This window comes from Rhodococcus sp. KRD197 (assembly GCF_017168235.1).
In the GTDB taxonomy this organism is placed as follows: Bacteria; Actinomycetota; Actinomycetes; order Mycobacteriales; family Mycobacteriaceae; genus Rhodococcoides.
In genome coordinates this window covers 155,278-174,213 of the sequence record NZ_JABFAO010000002.1, presented here as the reverse complement: position 1 = coordinate 174,213, position 18,936 = coordinate 155,278, and the positions used below count along the sequence as shown (strand labels likewise).

The following is an 18,936-nucleotide window of genomic DNA, read 5'->3' as shown; positions in this document are numbered from 1 at the left end:
ACCGTGCGAGGAGGACCATCGATCGTCACGGCGTCGCGCGTCGTCACTGTCGCAGGTGTGGTGGCGCTGCTCGGGATGCTCCCGTGGCTCTCCGATCGTGATCCCGCACTGAGCATTCTGCGAGCGCGGTCGGCCGAGCAGGAGCCCACCGACGAAGCTCTCGCCTCGATCCGTCGGGAGTTGGGACTCGACGCCGGGCCGGTCCGCATGTTCTGGGACTGGTTCACAGGTCTCGTGCAGGGCGATCCGGGGGTGTCGTGGAACTCGGGCACGCCGGTGCTGCCGGGTGCGCTCGACGCCCTGGGGGTATCGCTGACCCTGATGGGGTTCGTTCTGATCGTCGCCCTCATCGTCGCGACCCTGGTGGTCCTGCCGTCCCTGCGCGCGGGACTGCGCGGTACGCCGCGTCGAACGAGCGGCGCCGCGGCGGCTGCGCTGACCTCGCTCCCGGACTTCCTGCTGGCCTCGGCACTCGTCGTTTTCGGGGCCGTGTGGCTGTCGTTCCCGGCGTACGGGTGGAACGGGCTCGAGTATGCGGTGCTCCCGGCGCTCGCGCTGGGCCTGCCTGCCGGAGGCCTGCTGGGTCGCCTCCTCGCCGACGCCATCGCCGTCACGTTCACCGAGGGCTGGGTGACGACGTGGACGGTGGCCGGCTTCTCCAAACGGCGCATCGCCGTCGCCGTCGTGCGTCGAGCACTGCCCGGTCTCGCCACCCAGATCGGGCTCATCATGGTCGCGTTGACCGGCGGCGCGGTGGCTGTGGAAAAGGTGTTCGCCATTCCAGGCTTGGGCCGAAAGACGCTGGGCGACGCGCAGTCTCAGGACCTTCCTGCGTTGCAGATCGACGTGCTCTTGCTGCTCGTGATCAGCGCGCTGCTCGGCATCACCGCCGAGATGCTCCGGCGTCTGATGCTCGGCGGTGCGTTACGTGACCGGGCGATGCCGATCCCGTCCGGGGTCTTCGCGCCGTCCCCGCGTCGATGGATCGCACCGATAGTCTCGGCGACGGTACTTCTCGTCATCGTTCTTGCAGGCGTGACTCGCGACCCGTTCGTCACCAGCCGGGACAAGTTCGCGGCGCCGTCTCTCGAGTTTCCGTTCGGCACCGACGCGTCCGGACGGGACCTGCTGGCGCGAGTGTCCGACGGCGCCGTCTCGACGATCGGGTTGTCGCTGGCGGTAACGTTGGCCGCGTTCGTCATCGGCGTGTTGTTCGGGTTGATTCCACGCGCATCGCGCGGGTTGATCGAGGTCACCAATGCCGCTCCCCCCATCGTCGCGGGCATCATCATCGCCGCGATCTGGGGGCCCAGCGCCGGGGGTGCCGCCGTTGCCGTTCTGATCGTGACGTGGGCTCCGCTGGCCGCACACACCGCCGCGTTGGTAGAGGAAACCAGAGCGCGTCCGTACATCGCGATTCTGCCGACCCTCGGCGCCAGTGAACCGCGAATCCTGTTCGGGTCCATCGTTCCCAGCGTCGTCCCGGTGGTCCTGCGCCATGCGCTGCTTCGCCTGCCCGGTGTCGCGCTCGCGCTGGCTGCACTCGGCTTTCTCGGACTCGGACCCCAGCCGCCGTCACCGGACTGGGGGTTGATCCTGGCCGACGGCGTCGCCAACGTCGAACGAGCGCCGTGGGTGGTGTTGGCACCGTTGGCCTCACTGATCGCACTGGCCGTGCTGGCGGTGTCCCTGTCCAGTGCCACCTCGGGGCGCAGCCGTCGCACCGACAGCAATCCGGCCAGCGAGGCAGCGGTAGGCTCCCCTGCGGCATGAGTACGGGTGTGAAGCAAGCGCGGTGGCGGTGGTCGTTCATCGACGAGCTACAGCGGGCGACTGCGACGATCAGGCTGTTGGTTCTGACGCAGCTGACGTTCAACGTCGGCTTCTTCATGGTGCTGCCGTACCTGTCGGTGCACCTGACCTCCGACCTGGGACTCGGGGCAGCTCTCGTCGGAGTCGTGCTGGGAGTGCGAACCTTCTCGCAGCAGGGACTGTTCTTCATCGGTGGCACACTGGCCGACAGGTGGGGCATCAAACCCGTCGTCCTCGTCGGCTGTGTGTTGCGCGTGCTTGGATTCGTGGGTCTGGCATTCTTCGACTCGCTCACCGGGGTACTGGTGGCGACGGTCCTCGTCGGCTTTGCGGCGGCATTGTTCTCTCCTGCAGTGGAATCGGCCGTAGCCATCGAGGCAGGTAAGAGCGAGTCCGACGGTGGCCCCCGCCGGGTCGAGACCTTCGCGTTGCTGTCGGTGTGCAGTCAGATCGGATCGTTCACCGGACCGCTCGTCGGTTCGCTGTTGCTGCTGGTCGACTTTCGCCTCGCCTGCCTCGTCGCGGCGGCGATTTTTCTCGTCATTGTTGCTGCCCATGTGAAGTGGTTGCCGAACGAACCGGGCGAGCACCGCGACGATCCGTGGCTCTCGGGCTGGACGGACGTTGTGCGCAACAAGCTGTTCGTGCTCTTCGCGGTCGCGATGAGCGCGCAACTGGTGGCATACAACCAGTTGTATCTGCTGCTGCCACTCGAGGTGGAACGGGCCTGGGGTTCGCAAACCGTTCTGGGCTGGTTCTTCGCCATCTCCGCGGTATTCGTGGTGACGGCACAGCTGCCAATCACCCGGGTCACGGCGCGCCGGTCACCACGTGTCGTTATCCCCGTCGGATTCGCAGTCATGGCGGTGTCATTCGTCGTTGTCGCTGCGACATCACCACTGCAGCTGGAGGGTTTCGTCGGCCTCGTCCCGGCTGCGATGTTCGTTCTCCTGCTGGCTCTCGGTCAGATGCTCGCCATGCCGCAGGCGCGTGAGTTGGTGCCGCGCTTGGCCGGCGAACGCAGGCTCGGCTCCTACTACGGTTTCATGGCCTCCGTCGGCGGCATCGGGGTGCTGATCGGATCGGTGGCGCTCGGTGCAGTGATCGATGCTGCACCCGACGACGGTCCTGGCTCGGCGATCCCCTGGCTCGTGGCCGCGACGTTCCCCATCGCCAGCGTTCTCGGTCTGCGCATCGTGCTCGGAAAATTGGACTGAACCTCGGCTGGCAGCAGGTTGACCGATTCAGCTCGTGCCGATTCGCTCCCAATTCGCCGAATGTGTGTCACAGTCCCTATCGACATTGTGCGTCGGGGGAGCGCGTTCGTTTTCGTGTGCTGTGATCTCCTCACGCACCCGTGCAGCAAGCAAGTGGAGAGACAAACAATGGCGTCTTTGATCTCTAAGGTGGCGGTGCTCGCGACAGCGGCATCGTTGCTGACGCTCACCGCGTGTTCCAGCGACAGCGGTTCCAGCGACTCGGCCTCGGCCAACACCGATGGCCGCGGGCCCATCACGTACGTGGAAGGTAAGGACACCACCGAGACCGGGGTGGTTCGGCAGATCATCGACGAGTGGAACGCTGCCAACCCCGACGAGGAAGTCACCTTCAAGGAGCAGTCGAACGACGCCGATCAGGCGCACGACGACCTGGTTCAGCACCTGCAGGCGGAGCAATCCGACTACGACGTCATGGCGCTCGACGTGATCTGGACGGCCGAGTTCGCAGCCAAGGGCTGGCTCGTCCCGCTCGAGGGTGAGTTCGCGATGGACAACGCGGGCATCCTGCCCTCGACGGTCGAGAGCGCCACCTACAACGGAACCCAGTATGCGGCGCCGAAGAACACCAACGGCGGCCTGCTGTTCTACCGGACCGATCTGGTGCCCGAGGCACCCACCACGTGGGACGAGCTCACCGCCAGTTGCGAGATCGCGACAGCTAACAACATCGATTGCTACGCAGGCCAGTTCGCGGCCTACGAGGGCCTGACCGCGAACGTATCCGAGATCATCAACGCGCACGGCGGATCGTTCGTCGCCGAGGACGGCACCACACCGACCGTCGACAGCCCCGAGGCCAGGGCCGGTCTGCAGGCACTGGTGACGGCCTTCGAGACCGGTGTCATCCCGGAACAGGACACCACCTTCAAAGAGCCCGAGAGCCAGCAGGCGTTCGAGGACGGCAACGTCCTGTACCTGCGCAACTGGCCCTACGTCTACGGCACCGCCTCGCAGGAGGGATCGGCTGTCGCCGGTAACTACGGCGTCGCACCACTGCCCGGCGTCGACGGCGTCGGCACCTCGACACTCGGTGGTTACAACGCCGCCATCAGTACGTTCTCGGAGAACAAGGCGACTGCCGCCGACTTCCTGCGCTTCATGCAGGGCGAGCAGGCGCAGCGCATCATCGCCGAGGGCGCTCTGCCTCCCGTGCTCGAGTCGCTCTACGACGATCCCGCTCTCATCGCCGAGATGCCTTATCTGCCGGCCCTGAAGGAGTCCATCGCGAACGCGGTCCCGCGTCCCGTCACACCGTTCTACCCGGCTGTGTCGAAGGCGATCCAGGACAACACCTTCGCTGCAATCAAGGGTGAGAAGCCCGTGGACCAGGCCATCGTGGACATCCAGGCCGGTATCGAGTCGGCCGGCGCCAACTAGCGATTCGCTTTCGGGCCAATCAGGAGAATTCATGGCTCTACCTACTGGTGAAACCGGTGGGGCTGTAGCAACGACCGCGGCCGGGGGATCTTCCCCCGGCCGCGGTCGGCATGCACGCACCGCATCGAAGCCACGCTTCGGACTCTCGTCGGGCAGGGCGTGGTTGCTGATCGCGCCGACGCTGGTGATTCTGGCGGTCGTCATCGCTTACCCGGTCATCCGCGCCGTCATCATGTCCTTCCAGAAGGACGCGGGTCTCGACCCGGCGACGGGGATGTTCGTCCAAGGCGGCAGCGCGGGATTCTCCAACTACACCCACTGGATACTGCAGCAGTGCACGTCGGCGTCGGGGACGTTGGTTCCCTGTCCTCCCGGCACTCTCGGATCGCAGTTCTGGGAAGCCGTCGGCAATACTGCGTTCTTCACGGTCGTCACAGTGTCCATCGAGGTGGTCATCGGCTTCGCCATGGCCGTCATCATGGGAAAGACTTTCGCCGGCCGAGCGTTGTTGCGGGCCGCGATTCTCATTCCCTGGGCCATCCCGACGGCGGTCACCGCCAAGTTGTGGTATTTCATCTTCGCCTATGACGGCATCGCCAACAAGATGCTCGGAACGAACATCCTGTGGACGGGCGATGCCTGGCCCGCACGTTTCGCAGTCATCATCGCCGACGTCTGGAAGACGACACCGTTCATGGCCTTGTTGATACTGGCTGGGCTGCAGATGATTCCCGCCGACGTCTACGAGGCCGCGCGCGTCGACGGCGCATCGGCCTGGCAGCGTTTCACCAAAATCACACTGCCGCTGGTCAAACCCGCGCTGATGGTAGCGATTCTCTTCCGCACCATGGATGCGCTCCGGATGTACGATCTGCCGGCCATTCTCACCGAGGGCAATCCGGCTACGCGGACCATCTCCATCCTGGTGGTCGAACAGATTCGGCAAGGATTCAACAGCGCAGCATCGCTGTCCACCATCTCCTTCATCATGATCTTCATCGTCGCGTTCATTCTGGTGAAGTTCCTCGGTGCCAATGCGGTGGCGACGCAAGAGGATCAGCGCAAAGGAACCCTCCGATGAAAACTGCGCGGATCTACCTCGGAGTCCTGATCATCCTGATCTGGGGTCTCGCGCCGTTCTACTGGATGACGGTGACGGCTTTTCGCGATCCCCGATACACCTTCGACACGACACCGTGGCCGACGCACGTGACGTGGGAGAACTTCGCGAACGCGCTGTCCACGTCCAACGGCAACAACTTCGTCCGAGCAGTGTTCAACAGCTTGATCATCGGTGGCGTCACCACGTTCATCGGATTGGTCATCGGCATCTTCTGTGCCTATGCATTGTCCCGCATCGACTTCCGGTTCAAGTACGTTGTCGTCGGTATCGTTCTCGGGGCGTCGATGTTTCCGGTGGTCGCGCTCGTGACGCCACTGTTCCAGTTCTTCACGAACATCGGCTGGATCGGTAGCTATCAGGCGATGATCATCCCGAACATTTCGTTCGTGCTCCCCTTGACCATCTACACACTGACGGCATTCTTCGCCGAACTGCCGTGGGAGCTCGAGGAGGCAGCGCGTATCGACGGCGCCGGAAGATTCCAGGCATTCCGGCTCGTGATGCTGCCGCTTGCGGCACCGGCGTTGTTCACCACCGCTATTCTGGCGTTCATCGCGGCTGTGAACGAGTACCTCCTGGCGAGCCAGCTCTCCAGTGACAGAACCGAACCGGTGACGGTGGCCATCGCGCGATTCTCGGGCAACGATCCACATGTCGTTCCGTACGCAGCGATCATGGCGGCAGGCACGATCGTCGCGATTCCGCTGGTGATCATGGTGCTGCTGTTCCAGCGTCGCATCATTTCCGGGTTGACCGCGGGCGGTGTCAAATCGTGACCGCGCAGGATCATCTTCAGATGCTGGCCGGGATACTCGGTGTTTTCGCGGTGATGGCGTTCATCGCTGCCGTAGCTGGAATCATCGGCGGAGATCCGCCGGTGTGGCCGTCCCTCGTGCTACTCGGGTTGCTGGCGGCGCTCGGGTTCGTGATGCGAAAGCTCCGGTGAGAGGGACGCTTCACGAATCGAGTTGCTTGTTCGCCGAGCCGATCTGCCCTCGACTGTCGCTTGCCGTGCCCACCCCGAGGCGAGCCGCTCGTCCCGCCCGATCACCTGCCTTGCGCGCACCCTCGGAGTAACCCGCGTTCGCGCTCTGCCCGCGCCATGTTCCGCGGGCCGTCGACTCTGTGCGGTAGAACTCGCGCAGCTCGATCTCTTTTTCGGGCAGCACCAATGCCGTGCCCTTCTCCCGGTTCTCGGAGATCGCTTTGGTCTCGGTCTCCTTCTTGACCTCCCCCAAGCGGGTGCCGATTCGGAAGGCGAACGCGCTGTGGAAATTGAGCCGCGCGGTGACGGCAGCCACGGGCACTTCTTCTCGGAATCGGTAGCGGCGACGCCCGACCACTTTGGTCACTGTGCGCACGGCTGTCTCGGATCGGTACGTCCCGGACTTGATGTACCTGTCCGAGGCCCGAACCATTTGGATCAGCAACGACGAGTAGAGCGCCTCGGTGGTGTCGATGTCGGAGTCGAAGCCGTAGGCGAATACCTGCGTCGACGACCTGGCGACGTCGCATTGAACATCGTTGGCGTGGGCGATGGCGACGAACAACTGCACGAAGGTCTTCAGGCCCCTCTTGCCCGCTTCACCGATCCGGATGACCCGTTGTACCGGAGTTGCCCGCTTCTCACGGGAGGCACTGTGCGAGCGCGCCACTGCCAGGTCGATCGAGGTGGCCGTCGCCAGGCGCTGCGCCGCCTCCATGAACGCTTCGGCCTCGTGCGGGTTATCGGTGGACTCGGCCTGGCGCAGCAGCCCGCCGATCCGGGTGAGCATTTTGTCCGAGGTCACGCCCACGACGCTACAACGCGGCACCGACAACAGACTCACCGCTTATCGGGCAAGCCGTCACTCGGCTCGGATCGCGCCCTCGATCTCGGACTCGCTGATGGATCGGGTGCAGAAGAACCAGTCCTGGCATTCGACGTCGGTGTCTGTGTTTTGCATCCGGTCGGCTGCGGTGCCGCACGAGCCCGCGGGGGGAACGATCACGGGATCTCCCGGCCGCCAATCTGCGGGTGTTGCCACGTCGAAGGCGTCCGCGGTTTGCAGGGCCTTCACCAGACGCAGGAGTTCGTCGAAATTGCGACCTGTGCTCAGCGGGTAGTAGATGACCGCCCGAACGACACCGCTGGGGTCGATGACGAAGACCGCGCGGACGGCCTTCGAGGAGCTTTCACCCGGCATGATCATTCCGTACAGCCTGGCAATCTCCATGGTGATGTCCTCGACCAGCGGGAATGTGACCTCGACCTCGGACATTCCGTTGAAGCTGATCTTGTCCTTGATGGTGCGCAGCCATGCGATGTGGCTGTAGAGACCATCGATCGAGAGCCCGACCAGTTCGGTGTTGTACTGCTTGAACTGATCCGACATCGAAGCGAACGTGATGAACTCGCTGGTGCATACGGGGGTGAAATCTGCTGGATGAGAGAAGAAGATGACCCATTTGCCGCGATAGTCGGCGGGAAAGTCGATCGGACCCTGAGTGGTCACGGCGGTGAATTCCGGTGCAGGATCACCGATTCGCGGCATTCCGAACGCGCTCTGGGCTGTCGAATCTGGGGTCGTCATGTCAACCTCGCCTTGCTGTATCGATCTCATGGGTGCCTGTAGTTGTATTTGTAGGTCGAGCGGTCGTGTTGGACGCTGGGAATTTTCCGCGTGACCGAAGCCGGATCGATACCGTGTTGTTGGAGGCGAAAGACTCGGTACACGAAGTGCAGAGCAAGCGCGAAGTACACCGTCGGGACAAGGATCATCAGCATCATCAGAGCTGGAATCCAGTTGGGTCCGGGAAACAACAGAAAGAGAAAGAGCAGAGCGACGAGAGGTACGAGGAAACGCGCTAGATAGCGGGCGGTCGAACCGCGACCGGTGAGGTCGCGACGAACCCATTCCTGAAATTCCTCCGGCAGCACACCGCCGGCGTCGTAGCGCAGGCGCTGACGAAACGTGGGCTTGTTCATGGCCTCGACCGTAGGCTCGCCAGTTCATATGCGCTGGGGTACAAGGTCCTCTGATACTCAGCCCAACGGCCCTGGGTTGGCTGGGAGATTCTCGTGCTGAACCCTGTGGTGCTCGAAATCACTTGGAATCTGATACCCCCGGGGGTATGCTGAAGGCGTCGAATACCGAATGGGAACGTTGCATGCCGACGTCTGATCGCCCATCCATACGTCCGCAATCGAAAGGTGACCGAAATGTGTTATCCAGCCCCATGTCCTCGCTGCCGAAAGACCACGTGGGATGGATGCGGCCAGCACGCTGACGCAGTCATGCGCACGGTAGCTCCCTCGGATCGTTGCACGTGCGCCGATGAGTCGTCACGCGCCGCAGCCCCTACGCGCCTTTGAGCCGAGCCAGGGTAACGAAGATCGGCTCCTCGCCGTCGAGCTCGAGCTGCTTGCGGCGTAGGTAAGCCGCCAACAATCCCCAGACCAGGTCGGTGAGCTGGTCGACAAAATCCTCGGCGCCGAGTTCGTCGTCGTCGAGCCACAGATCGGTCGCGGCGAGAACGGCCCCCACCGCTGCTCTACAGGCGTACTCGATACCCGTGGTGTCGGCGTCGACGGACTCGAGGATCGACCGCGCGACGGCCGAGAAGCGCGTGGCGATGTCGCGGCCGATATCGAGTGGCGGGGCGATCGTCGGATCCTCGGGAGCCGAGCGTGACTGTGCGAGAAATCTGAAGACGTTCGGATGGCGGGCGACCACCTCGGCGTAACCCGTGATCGCGTGGCGCAGCGCCGGCACGGGTGCGTCGAGAAGAAAATTGAAGTCCGATACGGCGAGTTGGTACACCTCGTCGGCCATGCGCTGCGCGACTGCGCCGTACAGGTCCGCCTTGTCCGCGAACTGTCGGTACAGCCGCGGCTTCGTGGCCCCTGCTTCGCGCGCGATGTCGTTCATGCTCGGGTTCGGGCCACTGCTGTCGATGACGCGGAAGGCCGCGTCGACGAATTCCTCGCGAGCGTGGGTTCTGCGCGCTGCAGGATCTCGGCCGGTGGGCATCCCTGCAGTGTAGAGGTCCTCGCGGGTCCGCACGCTACCGAAGGTTTCGGGCCGCGTGTGTTGACAGAGGGCCGCGAATCGATGAGTCTTGAACCAGTACGTACCGACGGTAACGCTATGCGTACCGTCGGTAACAACGACTGGAGTGATGATGACCATCGAAGGAACAGCCGCCACGGCCACGCGGTTCACCGTGCGCGTCGACGGCGCCGAACTGGCGGTCTACGACCACGGCCAGCCGGACCCCACCGGCCCGGACGCGCCCACGCTCGTGCTCGTGCATGGATGGCCCGACACCCACCGTCTCTGGGATTCGGTGGTTCCGCTCCTTGCCGACAGCTTTCGGGTGGTCGCGTACGACACGCGCGGTCACGGTGCCTCCACCGACCAGGGAACGGTCGCCGAGATGCGGCTCGAGCAACTTGCCGACGACTTCATGGCGGTTGCCGACGCCGTGGCGGGACCGAATCCGGTGCACGTGCTCGGGCACGACTGGGGCTCGGTTCAGGTGTGGGAGGCGGTCTGCGAACCCGGTGCCCATGAGCGGATCGCATCGTTCACCTCGATCTCCGGACCCAGTCTCGATCACATGGGCATGTGGATGCGCAACGCCGCGCTCACGCCGAAACGCCTGTGGCCGCTTGCTACCCAGCTCGCCTCGGGTGCCTACACGCTGTTCTTCATGGCGGGGATCCTGCCGCGGGTGTTCTTTCGCATCTTCGGTCGTCGCTGGATCTGGCTGCTTTCGCTGCGGATTGTCGAGCGGATTCCGCGGTCGGAAGCCCACCTGGCCGACACCTTACGACGGGACATGACCCGCGGTCTGCGCATCTATCGAGCCAACGTGCTGCAGCGGGTGTTTCGGCCCGCCGAGCGCTACACCCGCGTCCCGATACAGCTTCTCGTCACCACGCGCGACCCGGCCATCAGACCGGCCTCGTTTGCCGATATCGACAGGTGGGCGTCATCCGTCAGTCGCACCGACGTGCGATCCGGACACTGGCTGCCGATGCGAAAGCCTGCGCTCGTCGCCGCTGCGACCACGCAGTTCATCGAAAGGATCGACCATGTACGAGCATGATCCCGGCGAGGTTTCCCTGCAGCCCCGCAACGTGCGCTTCGATTGGACACGGACGCCGCTGCACTGGATGCCGAGCGAACCAATCGCCTCGCACACCGTGAGCGCGCTGAATCTCCTGCTCCCGGAGGGCGAGCGGTGGTTCTGTGCGACGTACACCGAGGCGCTCCCGCTGATCGCCGACGCGAAACTCCGCGAGGATGTGCTCGGTTTCATCGGCCAGGAATCGATGCATGCCGAGACCCACAATGACGTCCTGTACGAGTACCTCGATGCACACGGCATCGATCCCCGGCCCTTCACGGCGCACGCCGAGTACCTGATGCGGAAGGTTCTCGGACCTCGTCCGGGCCTGTCGGTCCGGGCGCAGAAGCATCAACTCGTCGACCGCATCGCCCTGATCGGCGCCATCGAGCACATGACGGCATTCCTCGGCGACTACGCGCTCAACTCACGCTGGGACGAGTTCGACGGCGATGCGAACATGATCGACCTCTACCGCTGGCACGGCGCCGAGGAAGTCGAGCACCGCAACGTCGCACACGATGTCGCGATGTACTTCGGCGTCGGCTATGTCCGTCGTAATCTGTCCATGCTCTTCGCGTTCGTCAGCTTCCTCGTGTTGATGCTGCGCGGGACCCGGTACATCGTGCGGCACGACCCGAGCTTGAAGGACCGCGGTTACATCGTGCTGTGGTTCCAGTGGCTTCGTGCCATGCGAAGAGGCTCGCTCCCGTCGTTGGCGCAGATGACCAGAGGCGTTGCACGGTATCTGAAACCGAACTACACACCCGACGGCGAAGGGAGTACCGCGCAAGCAGTTGCCTACCTCGCCGGTTCGCCCGCGGCAAGGACGCCGCTGCAATGAATATCGCTTTCCCCGTCCCCGACGAGGTGCCTCCTGATCTGTACGGGCGTCGCGAACGCGATCCGCTGCTTCGGGTTCTCGAACGACTGATGAACGCCCACATGCACCCCCTGCGGTACCGGCACCGAAAGGACGTCGCCGGCGAAAGCATCGACCGCAGCTTTCCGGTGGTCGTCGTCGACCGCGCCGTCGAAGCCCACGACGAGAACGTCATGGGCTTCGCGTTGGCCGCCCCCGACGGTGGTGAGCTCCCGCTGTGGCGAGCAGGCGCGCACATCGATGTAGAGACACCGTCGGGACTGTTGCGTCAGTACTCGCTGTGCGGGGATCCCGCAGACAGTCGGCGCTATCGCATTGCGGTGCGGCGTATTCCGGACGGTATCGGGTCAGTGGAGATGCATGACGAGGTTGTGCTCGGCACGCGGTTGACCATTCGTGGTCCGCGCAACGCCTTTGCCTTCGCGGTTCCGGGGCACGGATCAACCGCAGACCACCTGCACTTCGTCGCGGGCGGCATCGGCATCACACCCATCCTGCCGATGGTGCGCCTCGCGCATCGTCTCGGCGTCGAGTGGACGATGGTCTACACCGGGCGCAGCAGAGATTCGCTACCGTTTCTCGGCGAGCTGCGCGAGTTCGGTGACAATGTGACGATCCGGACCGACGACGTCGACGGCACCCCCTCGGCGGCAGTGCTGTTGGAGGGAGCTCGGAGTACATCGGCGATCTACGCGTGCGGGCCGATGCCGATGATCGGCACGCTCGATCGAGGCGTCGCGCGCGGAACGGAGTTTCACTTCGAACGGTTCTCGGCGCCGCCCATCGTCGACGGTGTGCAATTCGAAGTCGAGCTAGCCCGAACGGGCGAGACGGTGACTGTGCCGGCGGACCGTTCGGCACTCGATGCAATTCGAACAGTCCGGCCCGATGTGGCCTACTCGTGCAGGCAGGGCTTTTGTGGCACATGTCGCGTGCCTGTTGTCGGTGGCACCGACGGGATGCTCGTGTGCACCGAACGCACGCAGGGCGAGCGGGTAGTACTCGACATCTAGCTGGCAGGGGTATCTAGCTGGCGAGGACCCGTGCGTCAGTGCACACAAGTCGGGTCCGCAGGGCCGAATGTGCTCCAGGCGATCGACCTGTGTGCACTGGCGCACGGCGTCAAGGCTCACAGCGTCGGGCCTTCACCCGCGTCCAACCTGGCGACGGCACGCTTGGGAGCGGTGACTCGGTAGCTGCAGTCGATCAGTTCGGCGGCCTCGGCCCAGATGTCTTCTCCGGCTTTCGAGTTTTCGGCATCGGAGAGGTCGAACCCGACCCACCCGGCGGGTCCGAGGTAGGCGGGGTGGAAGTAGCGCGGCTCGGACTCGCAGGCACGTTGCTCCTCGGCGCTCTCACACTTGACGACGATCGACAGGTCGAAGTCGTCACCCCCTTTGACGCTACCGCCGAAGTAGACGAAGACATTGGCGGTGCGGAAAGTGGGCCTGCCGTGGGAGATCTTCTCGGTCGCGTCCGGATAGGCGAGTGCCATCGCTCGAACACGACTCAGGCACGGATGGTTCGAGGTGGGATCGACGGCCACTGGCACACGATAGCGCAGGGGTCCACACAGCAGGGGTCCACACACGCGAGTGGCACGGTCGAGCGTCCCGAAGGAAACTCGGCCGTGCCACTGGGAGCAACCTATGTGAGCGGAAGTACAGGACAGGACACGTATTTTCGCTCACATGCGACGGAGTCGCCTAGGCGTCGATGATGAACGCTTCGAGCTGGGTCCGGGCAACGTCGTCGGCGAGCTGCTTCGGCGGGCTCTTCATCAGGTATGCCGAAGCCGGGATGACCGGTCCACCGATACCGCGATCGAGGGCGATCTTCGCGGCACGAACCGCGTCGATGATGACGCCGGCCGAGTTGGGCGAGTCCCAAACCTCGAGCTTGTACTCGAGGCTCAGAGGCACGTCACCGAAGGCGCGGCCTTCGAGGCGAACGTAGGCCCACTTGCGGTCGTCGAGCCAGCCGACGTGATCGGACGGTCCGATGTGGACGTCCTTGGTGTTGAACTCGCGCTGCAGGTTCGAGGTCACGGCCTGGGTCTTGGAGATCTTCTTCGACTCGAGGCGGGTGCGCTCGAGCATGTTGAGGAAGTCCATGTTGCCGCCGACGTTGAGCTGCATGGTGCGGTCGAGCTGTACGCCGCGGTCCTCGAACAGCTTGGCCATGACGCGGTGCGTGATGGTCGCGCCGACCTGGCTCTTGATGTCGTCGCCGACGATGGGAACGCCTGCGTCGGTGAACTTCTTGGCCCAGACGGGGTCGCTGGCGATGAACACGGGCAGCGCGTTGACGAATGCGACACCTGCATCGATGGAGGCCTGCGCGTAGAACTTGTCGGCCTCTTCGGAGCCGACGGGCAGGTAGGACACCAGGACGTCGACCTTGGCGTCACGCAGCGCCTGTGCGACGTCGACCGATTCGCCGTCGGCCTCGGTGATGGTCTCGCGGTAGTACTTTCCGAGTCCGTCGAGGGTCGGTCCGCGCAGAACCTGCACGTCCTTCGGCGGCACGTCAGCGATCTTGATGGTGTTGTTCTCGCTGGCGAAGATCGCGTCGGACAGGTCGAAGCCGACCTTCTTGGCATCCACGTCGAACGCAGCGACGAACTCGACGTCGCGGACGTGGTACTTGCCGAACTTGACGTGCATGAGACCGGGGACGGTGACGTTCTCGTCTGCGTCCTTGTAGTACTCGACGCCCTGGACCAGGGAGGAGGCGCAGTTGCCTACACCCACAATGGCCACCCGGATGGCGTTGCTGTTGGCGCCTCTGCTGTTCTCACCCATGGTCGGGTTCTCCTTCTGTCTTCGAAATACGTGTCGGGTTGGGGGTGGCGGACGGGCCCGCCTGCTCTGCCGCGATGACTTCGTTGAGCCAGCGAACTTCGCGTTCGCTCGATTCGAGGCCGAGCTGGTGCAACTGACGGGTGTAGCGGTCGAGGGTCCCGTTGGCCTTGGCCACTGCCTCGCGGAGCCCTTCCCGGCGCTCCTCGACCTGACGCCGCCTGCCTTCGAGGATGCGCATCCTGGCTTCTGCCGGGGTGCGACTGAAGAAGGCGAGATGGACGCCGAATCCATCGTCTGTGTAGTTCTGCGGTCCGGTATCCGCTACGAGTTCGGCGAAGCGCTTCCTGCCTTCCGGAGTGAGCTCGTACACGCGCCTGGCTCGACGCTTGACGAGCGTGTCCGGACCGGCGTCCTCGGCAATCAGCCCGTCCGCCTGTAGGCGACGCAGGGCTGGATACAACGAACCGTAGGAGAACGCTCTGAACGCTCCGAGCAGACCGGTCAGGCGCTTTCGGAGCTCGTACCCGTGCATCGGAGATTCGAGAAGCAGACCGAGGATTGCTAGCTCGAGCATGCCTACTCCTTTCCCCGGTGGACGTCCCGCACAACTGATGCGATAACCGAGCATATACCCACAATGTATCGCGCCGATATATGTACATACATAGCGGCGGTTGAGGTTGTAAGGACAAATAGGAACCGTGTCCGACGAAGCGAGGCCCCCCCGCCACGGCGTGTATTCTTCGACGCACGGTGACCCGACGCCCGCAACGCATCGTCGTGCGGACTCTTCCTACTGCGTCGGGAATTGAATGAACATTGCCCAGCCCCGCACCCTCCGCGTCTTCGTCGCCGGATGGGTAATTCAAGACGGCTCGTTTCCGCGTGCATCGGTAGGCGACATCGCGGACGTCGTACTCGAGCACTACCCGTCGCCCGTTCCGTCTGCCCGCGACGAAACCCGAATGGCGATAGCCAGACCCGCCTATGGCAAGGCGCCCAGCAGGTACCGCGACGGACGGCTGCGGTGGTTGCATCTCGTCTACGGCGACGGCTGGAGCAGCCAGTGGTGGACGGACGAACCCACCAACGGTCCGGTCACTCTCACCGGCATCTTCAGTGCAAGCCTCGGCGGCTTCGGGATCGATATGCCCCCTCAAGTCCTCGGACGGATCGTCCGAATGTTTCTCGTACACAGTCAAGTCCGACCGACAGGGAATGGTTGGGCGGGCGTCGACGGCACCGACCAGCTCACCGAGATCGATACTGTGCCGATCGAGAACGACTGGTGGCCGTCCGAGACCACCACGGAGGGCGATCTGGTCGCATCGGGCATACTGATCGACCTCGACCTCGACGATGTACCTGTGCGGCCAACACCTTTCGTCGCCGGAGCCGTTGCGGCCGCCGGAGACTGCCTGTGGGTGATGCACTCGTCTGACCCGGTACTCCTTCGGGTGGAAACAACGAGCTCGACGATCACCCGATACCTGTTGCCACTGACCATCGAGCCCACGATCGACCGATGGGCACGACGCATACACGCCGTCGACGACGGTTGCTGGATCACCTGCGAGCACGACATCCACCGCTGCATTCTCGCTCCGGACGGTGAACTGAGTGTCGACAGATACACCACCGAGGGCGGCGGAACCAGCGCAGTCCACGAGGGACGGCTGTACCTCCTGGGCTCGACGCAGTCGCACATGATGGATGACCGGAGGCATGGGCTCGTGCGCACATACCCGGATGCGCAGCGATTGCGCATGTTGAACGACGCGGACCGACGCATCGTGCCCGTGGACGGCCCGGCAGATGTCGCTGCAACGCGCGCAGATCGAGCGACGGGAGCCGACGGCACCCAGTGGTGCGTCGACGGCACGCACACACTACGGCGCATCGGCCTCGACGGCGTGACGTCGACGATCGACCTCTCGGGGCGAACTGCAACGGGCACCGTTCGATGTACGACGCCAGATGCGTTCGCCGACCCCGCCAACGCGGACGTGGTTGGCCGGATCACTGTGGACGTCTCGCGCTTTCAGCGGAAAGCTGAGTGAGTGCGTCACCGCTTCGACCAAGCATCCTGCAGCTCAGGATGATTCGGGATTGGCCATTCGGACGGACGGGTGATCGAGGTCGTCGTTGTCGAACACCAGGCTCGCGTGCTTGGCCGGCCTCGCTTCGTCGAGATACATCTGCGACGCCGCGTGGTAGCGAACCGTGAATGCGGTGTCTGCCTTCTCGGTTCCGCCGAGCGCCTCCGCGTCGCGAGTTACCCCGCGTCGTCTGGCGACATCGAGCGAAGTGTGAACGAAAATGGTTGTGTCCCACAGGTCGGCGATCTCGGGCTTCTGGAGGAACGTACCGTCGACGATGAGGACCGCGGATTGCTGCAGTTGGACGGCAGGCTCGTCGACGGGAGTGTCTGAGGCCAAGTCGATTACGGCTCTCGTGTAGCGGTAGTCGCCGCCGGGTCCGAGTGGGATCAGGACACGCCGTGCGAGCGAGGCGAAGTCGTAGGCGTCTTCGTAGTACCCTAGCGCTGAGTGCCTGCCTTGCTTGTACCGGCGCGCCCTGGGACGGTGGAAGCCGTCCATGCTGAGTCGGTGTGCGGACCGGCCCAGCTACGACAACATCTCGCTCAGCTCGTTGGCCAAAGTTGTTTTACCGGAAGCGGTTACGCCGTCAACGGCTACCCGCACCGGGTGGTCGAGTCGACGCGCGTGCACATACTGTGCAACGAGCACGAGTGCCTGTGTACGGCTAGTGTTCGTCACCTCGATCAGCGCCGAGCAGGCGACACGTACGTCGGATTGCCGGCGAAGTCGGTTTCGACCCGCCCGCCGGATAGATCTGGAACGCTCACCGATACCGAGATGCGTTGTTCGCCTTCGTCGTTGTCGATGCTGACCCAGTCGACTACGCCCTGGGGTGCCCCGACGGTCTCGGGCGCGCCGGCGATGACGCCCGCCACGACGGCCGAGTCGAGCAGATTCCAGTCGAAGCCGAGCTGGCCTTCCTCCGGTAGGGATGTGTCTTTCTGTGGTTCGAATCCACCGTTGACCATGATCCGCTCGACCCGACCCTCGGCGTCGAGGCGGTAGACGTCGGCACGCGAGCCCTCGTCGACCTGCAGGCTCAGCGATACCACCTGAGAGCTTCCGAACCGCTCGATGAAACGGTCCCGGAAGTCGTCGAGACCCGCGGCGGTGTCGAACACGAAAGGTCGGGCGACGATCGGCGTGACGTCGTCCGGCAATGGCATCAGCACCGTCTCCACCGGAGACGGCACGGGGGCTGCCACCGCTGCCACCTCCACCTTGTCCTCCCTCGTCGCGAAGAACAGCACCAACCCGGCGGCCACGATCACCACCGACCCGAGCACGAGGAGCACCCGGGGCCTCGAAGCCGATCGTCCGGCCTCCGGCTCGGGAAGATCGACATCGAGTTGGAGGTCGGCGACGAGCCGTCGGAGCTCGTCGAGAGTCACTGCCGTTCGCGCGCGCTCGGTTCTGAGTCGGTGCTCGCCGAAGGTGAGCTGCCCGTCGGCGTATGCAGTGTCCAGTGCAGTGGCCGTGAGTGCGCGATCGATGTCGCGGGCACGCAGGGCGGTCGCGCGGTATTTCGATGTCGATGCCATGGGTGTCCTACTCGCCGAACCGGAAGGGGGTGACGTACAAGAAATTGCCCGACGGATCGACGGACATGGACCCTCGTTCCTGATCGGTGTTGGCGGCGCTGATCAACACTTCCGGCCCGTCCTTCTCGCCTCGAATCTGGATGTTGATGGTGTCCACACGCGAGAGGTTCAAGCTCTCGGCAGCGCCTGCGACTATGCCCGAGATCTTCTGCAGATCGAGCGAGGTCAGATCGACCTGCGCCTGATTCGCGGTACGGGGACTCGACCAATCGTCGTCGAAGTCCTCCAACACTCCGTCGCGGAAGTCGTACGTGACCTGTTTCTGTGGGGTTCCCGGCCCTGGCATCCGGACGATTGCGTACTCGGGAAACAAGCCAAGACTGTCGACGACGGTGGTTCCGGTCTTGGCCTGCATGGCCGCTGCGATATCGGCCACGATGGCCGGGTTCTGGTAACCCATGTCACCGTAGGGCTGGACGGGCTCGTCCGGCGTCGCGCAGGCGCGGACGCCGAAAGTGAGAGCGATGAGACCGACGATGACCGGCACAGCGACGGAGAAGAAACCGATTCGCGACGACCGAGCCGTTCGCACCGGGTGCGCCAGCTCGATCGGATCCGCCATCCGCGCGAGTTCGGACTCGTTCTGCAGGTCCTCGATCAGGGAATGCAGATCTGCGAGCGTCTCGGCCTCCATCGCCAGGTCGAGTCGCGCGGCATGCTCTTCCTCGGACAACTGCCCGTCTGCATGGGCCTCGTCGAGCGTCGCGCACGTGTCTGTGCGGTCGGTGTCTCTCGCACGGGTAGAGGGTGGAAGTCGCGTCGGCACAGGTGGAGCATAGTTTCGCAGGCTTCCGCTTGCACCGGTCCGACGGTGCCCACCCCGTGTGTCGTCGGCCGCA

The 18,936-nt window shown here is 64.1% G+C and carries 20 protein-coding genes; 10 read left to right on the top strand and 10 right to left on the bottom strand.

The window, feature by feature from the left end:
* Positions 1-3 precede the first annotated feature (3 nt).
* The 6 genes from J1M86_RS03095 to J1M86_RS03070 all read left to right on the top strand — a co-directional run bounded on the left by J1M86_RS03095 (position 4) and on the right by J1M86_RS03070 (position 6,538).
* Complete coding sequence (locus J1M86_RS03095; protein ID WP_307786514.1) at positions 4-1,773, top strand: ABC transporter permease subunit; 1,770 nt, start codon at positions 4-6, stop codon at positions 1,771-1,773.
* A complete protein-coding gene (locus tag J1M86_RS03090; protein ID WP_206508777.1) occupies positions 1,770-3,029 on the top strand; it encodes an MFS transporter in 1,260 nt (419 codons plus the stop codon). The genes J1M86_RS03095 and J1M86_RS03090 overlap by 4 nt, the downstream gene beginning before the upstream one ends.
* A gap of 168 nt (positions 3,030-3,197) precedes the next feature.
* Complete coding sequence (locus J1M86_RS03085) at positions 3,198-4,469, top strand: ABC transporter substrate-binding protein (protein WP_206508776.1); 1,272 nt, start codon at positions 3,198-3,200, stop codon at positions 4,467-4,469.
* 31 nt (positions 4,470-4,500) lie between these two features.
* Entirely contained in the window at positions 4,501-5,550 is a 1,050-nt protein-coding gene (locus tag J1M86_RS03080) for a carbohydrate ABC transporter permease (RefSeq protein WP_206508775.1), read from the top strand.
* Positions 5,547-6,368 (top strand): carbohydrate ABC transporter permease, encoded by an 822-nt coding sequence (locus J1M86_RS03075; protein ID WP_206508774.1) that lies wholly within the window; start codon positions 5,547-5,549, stop codon positions 6,366-6,368. Before J1M86_RS03080 ends, J1M86_RS03075 begins: the two co-directional genes overlap by 4 nt.
* Entirely contained in the window at positions 6,365-6,538 is a 174-nt protein-coding gene (locus J1M86_RS03070) for a hypothetical protein (protein ID WP_187346753.1), read from the top strand. Before J1M86_RS03075 ends, J1M86_RS03070 begins: the two co-directional genes overlap by 4 nt.
* Positions 6,539-6,548: 10 nt before the next feature.
* On the opposite strand, the gene J1M86_RS03065 is transcribed toward J1M86_RS03070, so the two are convergent.
* The 4 genes from J1M86_RS03065 to J1M86_RS03050 form a co-directional block, all read right to left on the bottom strand.
* Positions 6,549-7,382, bottom strand: coding sequence for a DUF2786 domain-containing protein (locus J1M86_RS03065; protein ID WP_206508773.1), 834 nt, complete (start codon positions 7,380-7,382; stop codon positions 6,549-6,551).
* A 57-nt stretch (positions 7,383-7,439) separates the two neighbouring features.
* A complete protein-coding gene (locus J1M86_RS03060) occupies positions 7,440-8,165 on the bottom strand; it encodes a peroxiredoxin (protein ID WP_187346751.1) in 726 nt (241 codons plus the stop codon).
* 26 nt (positions 8,166-8,191) lie between these two features.
* Positions 8,192-8,560 (bottom strand): DUF5313 family protein, encoded by a 369-nt coding sequence (locus J1M86_RS03055; protein WP_083667725.1) that lies wholly within the window; start codon positions 8,558-8,560, stop codon positions 8,192-8,194.
* Between the two features lie 373 nt (positions 8,561-8,933).
* On the bottom strand, positions 8,934-9,605 hold the full coding sequence (locus tag J1M86_RS03050; RefSeq protein WP_206508772.1) for a TetR/AcrR family transcriptional regulator: 672 nt from the start codon (positions 9,603-9,605) through the stop codon (positions 8,934-8,936).
* A gap of 148 nt (positions 9,606-9,753) precedes the next feature.
* Here J1M86_RS03050 and J1M86_RS03045 point away from each other — a divergent pair, with 148 nt between their 5' ends.
* From J1M86_RS03045 to J1M86_RS03035, 3 genes are read left to right on the top strand one after another with little or no spacing between them, the layout of a single operon-like run.
* On the top strand, positions 9,754-10,686 hold the full coding sequence (locus J1M86_RS03045; RefSeq protein ID WP_241259523.1) for an alpha/beta fold hydrolase: 933 nt from the start codon (positions 9,754-9,756) through the stop codon (positions 10,684-10,686).
* Positions 10,673-11,551, top strand: coding sequence for a metal-dependent hydrolase (locus tag J1M86_RS03040; RefSeq protein WP_206508771.1), 879 nt, complete (start codon positions 10,673-10,675; stop codon positions 11,549-11,551). Before J1M86_RS03045 ends, J1M86_RS03040 begins: the two co-directional genes overlap by 14 nt.
* Entirely contained in the window at positions 11,548-12,603 is a 1,056-nt protein-coding gene (locus J1M86_RS03035) for a PDR/VanB family oxidoreductase (protein WP_206508770.1), read from the top strand. Before J1M86_RS03040 ends, J1M86_RS03035 begins: the two co-directional genes overlap by 4 nt.
* Positions 12,604-12,719: 116 nt before the next feature.
* On the opposite strand, the gene J1M86_RS03030 is transcribed toward J1M86_RS03035, so the two are convergent.
* The 3 genes from J1M86_RS03030 to J1M86_RS03020 all read right to left on the bottom strand — a co-directional run bounded on the left by J1M86_RS03030 (position 12,720) and on the right by J1M86_RS03020 (position 14,968).
* Entirely contained in the window at positions 12,720-13,142 is a 423-nt protein-coding gene (locus J1M86_RS03030; RefSeq protein WP_269418051.1) for an MmcQ/YjbR family DNA-binding protein, read from the bottom strand.
* Positions 13,143-13,296: 154 nt separating this feature from the next.
* Entirely contained in the window at positions 13,297-14,394 is a 1,098-nt protein-coding gene (locus J1M86_RS03025; RefSeq protein WP_206508769.1) for an inositol-3-phosphate synthase, read from the bottom strand.
* Entirely contained in the window at positions 14,387-14,968 is a 582-nt protein-coding gene (locus J1M86_RS03020; protein ID WP_206508768.1) for a PadR family transcriptional regulator, read from the bottom strand. Before J1M86_RS03020 ends, J1M86_RS03025 begins: the two co-directional genes overlap by 8 nt.
* Positions 14,969-15,206: 238 nt before the next feature.
* On the opposite strand from J1M86_RS03020, the gene J1M86_RS03015 reads away from it, so the two are divergent.
* Entirely contained in the window at positions 15,207-16,454 is a 1,248-nt protein-coding gene (locus J1M86_RS03015; protein ID WP_075839319.1) for a hypothetical protein, read from the top strand.
* Between the two features lie 33 nt (positions 16,455-16,487).
* On the opposite strand, the gene J1M86_RS03010 is transcribed toward J1M86_RS03015, so the two are convergent.
* From J1M86_RS03010 to J1M86_RS03000, 3 genes are all read right to left on the bottom strand, one after another.
* Positions 16,488-16,994 carry a hypothetical protein gene (locus tag J1M86_RS03010; RefSeq protein ID WP_206508767.1) on the bottom strand — a complete coding sequence of 169 codons (507 nt, stop codon included), beginning with the start codon at positions 16,992-16,994 and terminating at the stop codon, positions 16,488-16,490.
* A gap of 185 nt (positions 16,995-17,179) precedes the next feature.
* A complete protein-coding gene (locus J1M86_RS03005) occupies positions 17,180-18,037 on the bottom strand; it encodes a DUF1707 domain-containing protein (protein ID WP_206508766.1) in 858 nt (285 codons plus the stop codon).
* 7 nt (positions 18,038-18,044) lie between these two features.
* A complete protein-coding gene (locus J1M86_RS03000) occupies positions 18,045-18,863 on the bottom strand; it encodes a DUF1707 domain-containing protein (protein ID WP_206508765.1) in 819 nt (272 codons plus the stop codon).
* Positions 18,864-18,936 lie beyond the last annotated feature (73 nt).

Coding starts and splice junctions, on each gene's coding strand:
- J1M86_RS03090 (WP_206508777.1), top strand. CDS start 1,770: ATGAGTACGGGTGTGAAGCAAGCGCGGTGGCGGTGGTCGTTCATCGAC.
- J1M86_RS03085 (WP_206508776.1), top strand. CDS start 3,198: ATGGCGTCTTTGATCTCTAAGGTGGCGGTGCTCGCGACAGCGGCATCG.
- J1M86_RS03080 (WP_206508775.1), top strand. CDS start 4,501: ATGGCTCTACCTACTGGTGAAACCGGTGGGGCTGTAGCAACGACCGCG.
- J1M86_RS03075 (WP_206508774.1), top strand. CDS start 5,547: ATGAAAACTGCGCGGATCTACCTCGGAGTCCTGATCATCCTGATCTGG.
- J1M86_RS03060 (WP_187346751.1), bottom strand. CDS start 8,165: ATGACGACCCCAGATTCGACAGCCCAGAGCGCGTTCGGAATGCCGCGA.
- J1M86_RS03055 (WP_083667725.1), bottom strand. CDS start 8,560: ATGAACAAGCCCACGTTTCGTCAGCGCCTGCGCTACGACGCCGGCGGT.
- J1M86_RS03050 (WP_206508772.1), bottom strand. CDS start 9,605: ATGCCCACCGGCCGAGATCCTGCAGCGCGCAGAACCCACGCTCGCGAG.
- J1M86_RS03045 (WP_241259523.1), top strand. CDS start 9,754: ATGATGACCATCGAAGGAACAGCCGCCACGGCCACGCGGTTCACCGTG.
- J1M86_RS03040 (WP_206508771.1), top strand. CDS start 10,673: ATGTACGAGCATGATCCCGGCGAGGTTTCCCTGCAGCCCCGCAACGTG.
- J1M86_RS03035 (WP_206508770.1), top strand. CDS start 11,548: ATGAATATCGCTTTCCCCGTCCCCGACGAGGTGCCTCCTGATCTGTAC.
- J1M86_RS03025 (WP_206508769.1), bottom strand. CDS start 14,394: ATGGGTGAGAACAGCAGAGGCGCCAACAGCAACGCCATCCGGGTGGCC.
- J1M86_RS03020 (WP_206508768.1), bottom strand. CDS start 14,968: ATGCTCGAGCTAGCAATCCTCGGTCTGCTTCTCGAATCTCCGATGCAC.
- J1M86_RS03015 (WP_075839319.1), top strand. CDS start 15,207: ATGAACATTGCCCAGCCCCGCACCCTCCGCGTCTTCGTCGCCGGATGG.
- J1M86_RS03010 (WP_206508767.1), bottom strand. CDS start 16,994: ATGGACGGCTTCCACCGTCCCAGGGCGCGCCGGTACAAGCAAGGCAGG.
- J1M86_RS03005 (WP_206508766.1), bottom strand. CDS start 18,037: ATGGCATCGACATCGAAATACCGCGCGACCGCCCTGCGTGCCCGCGAC.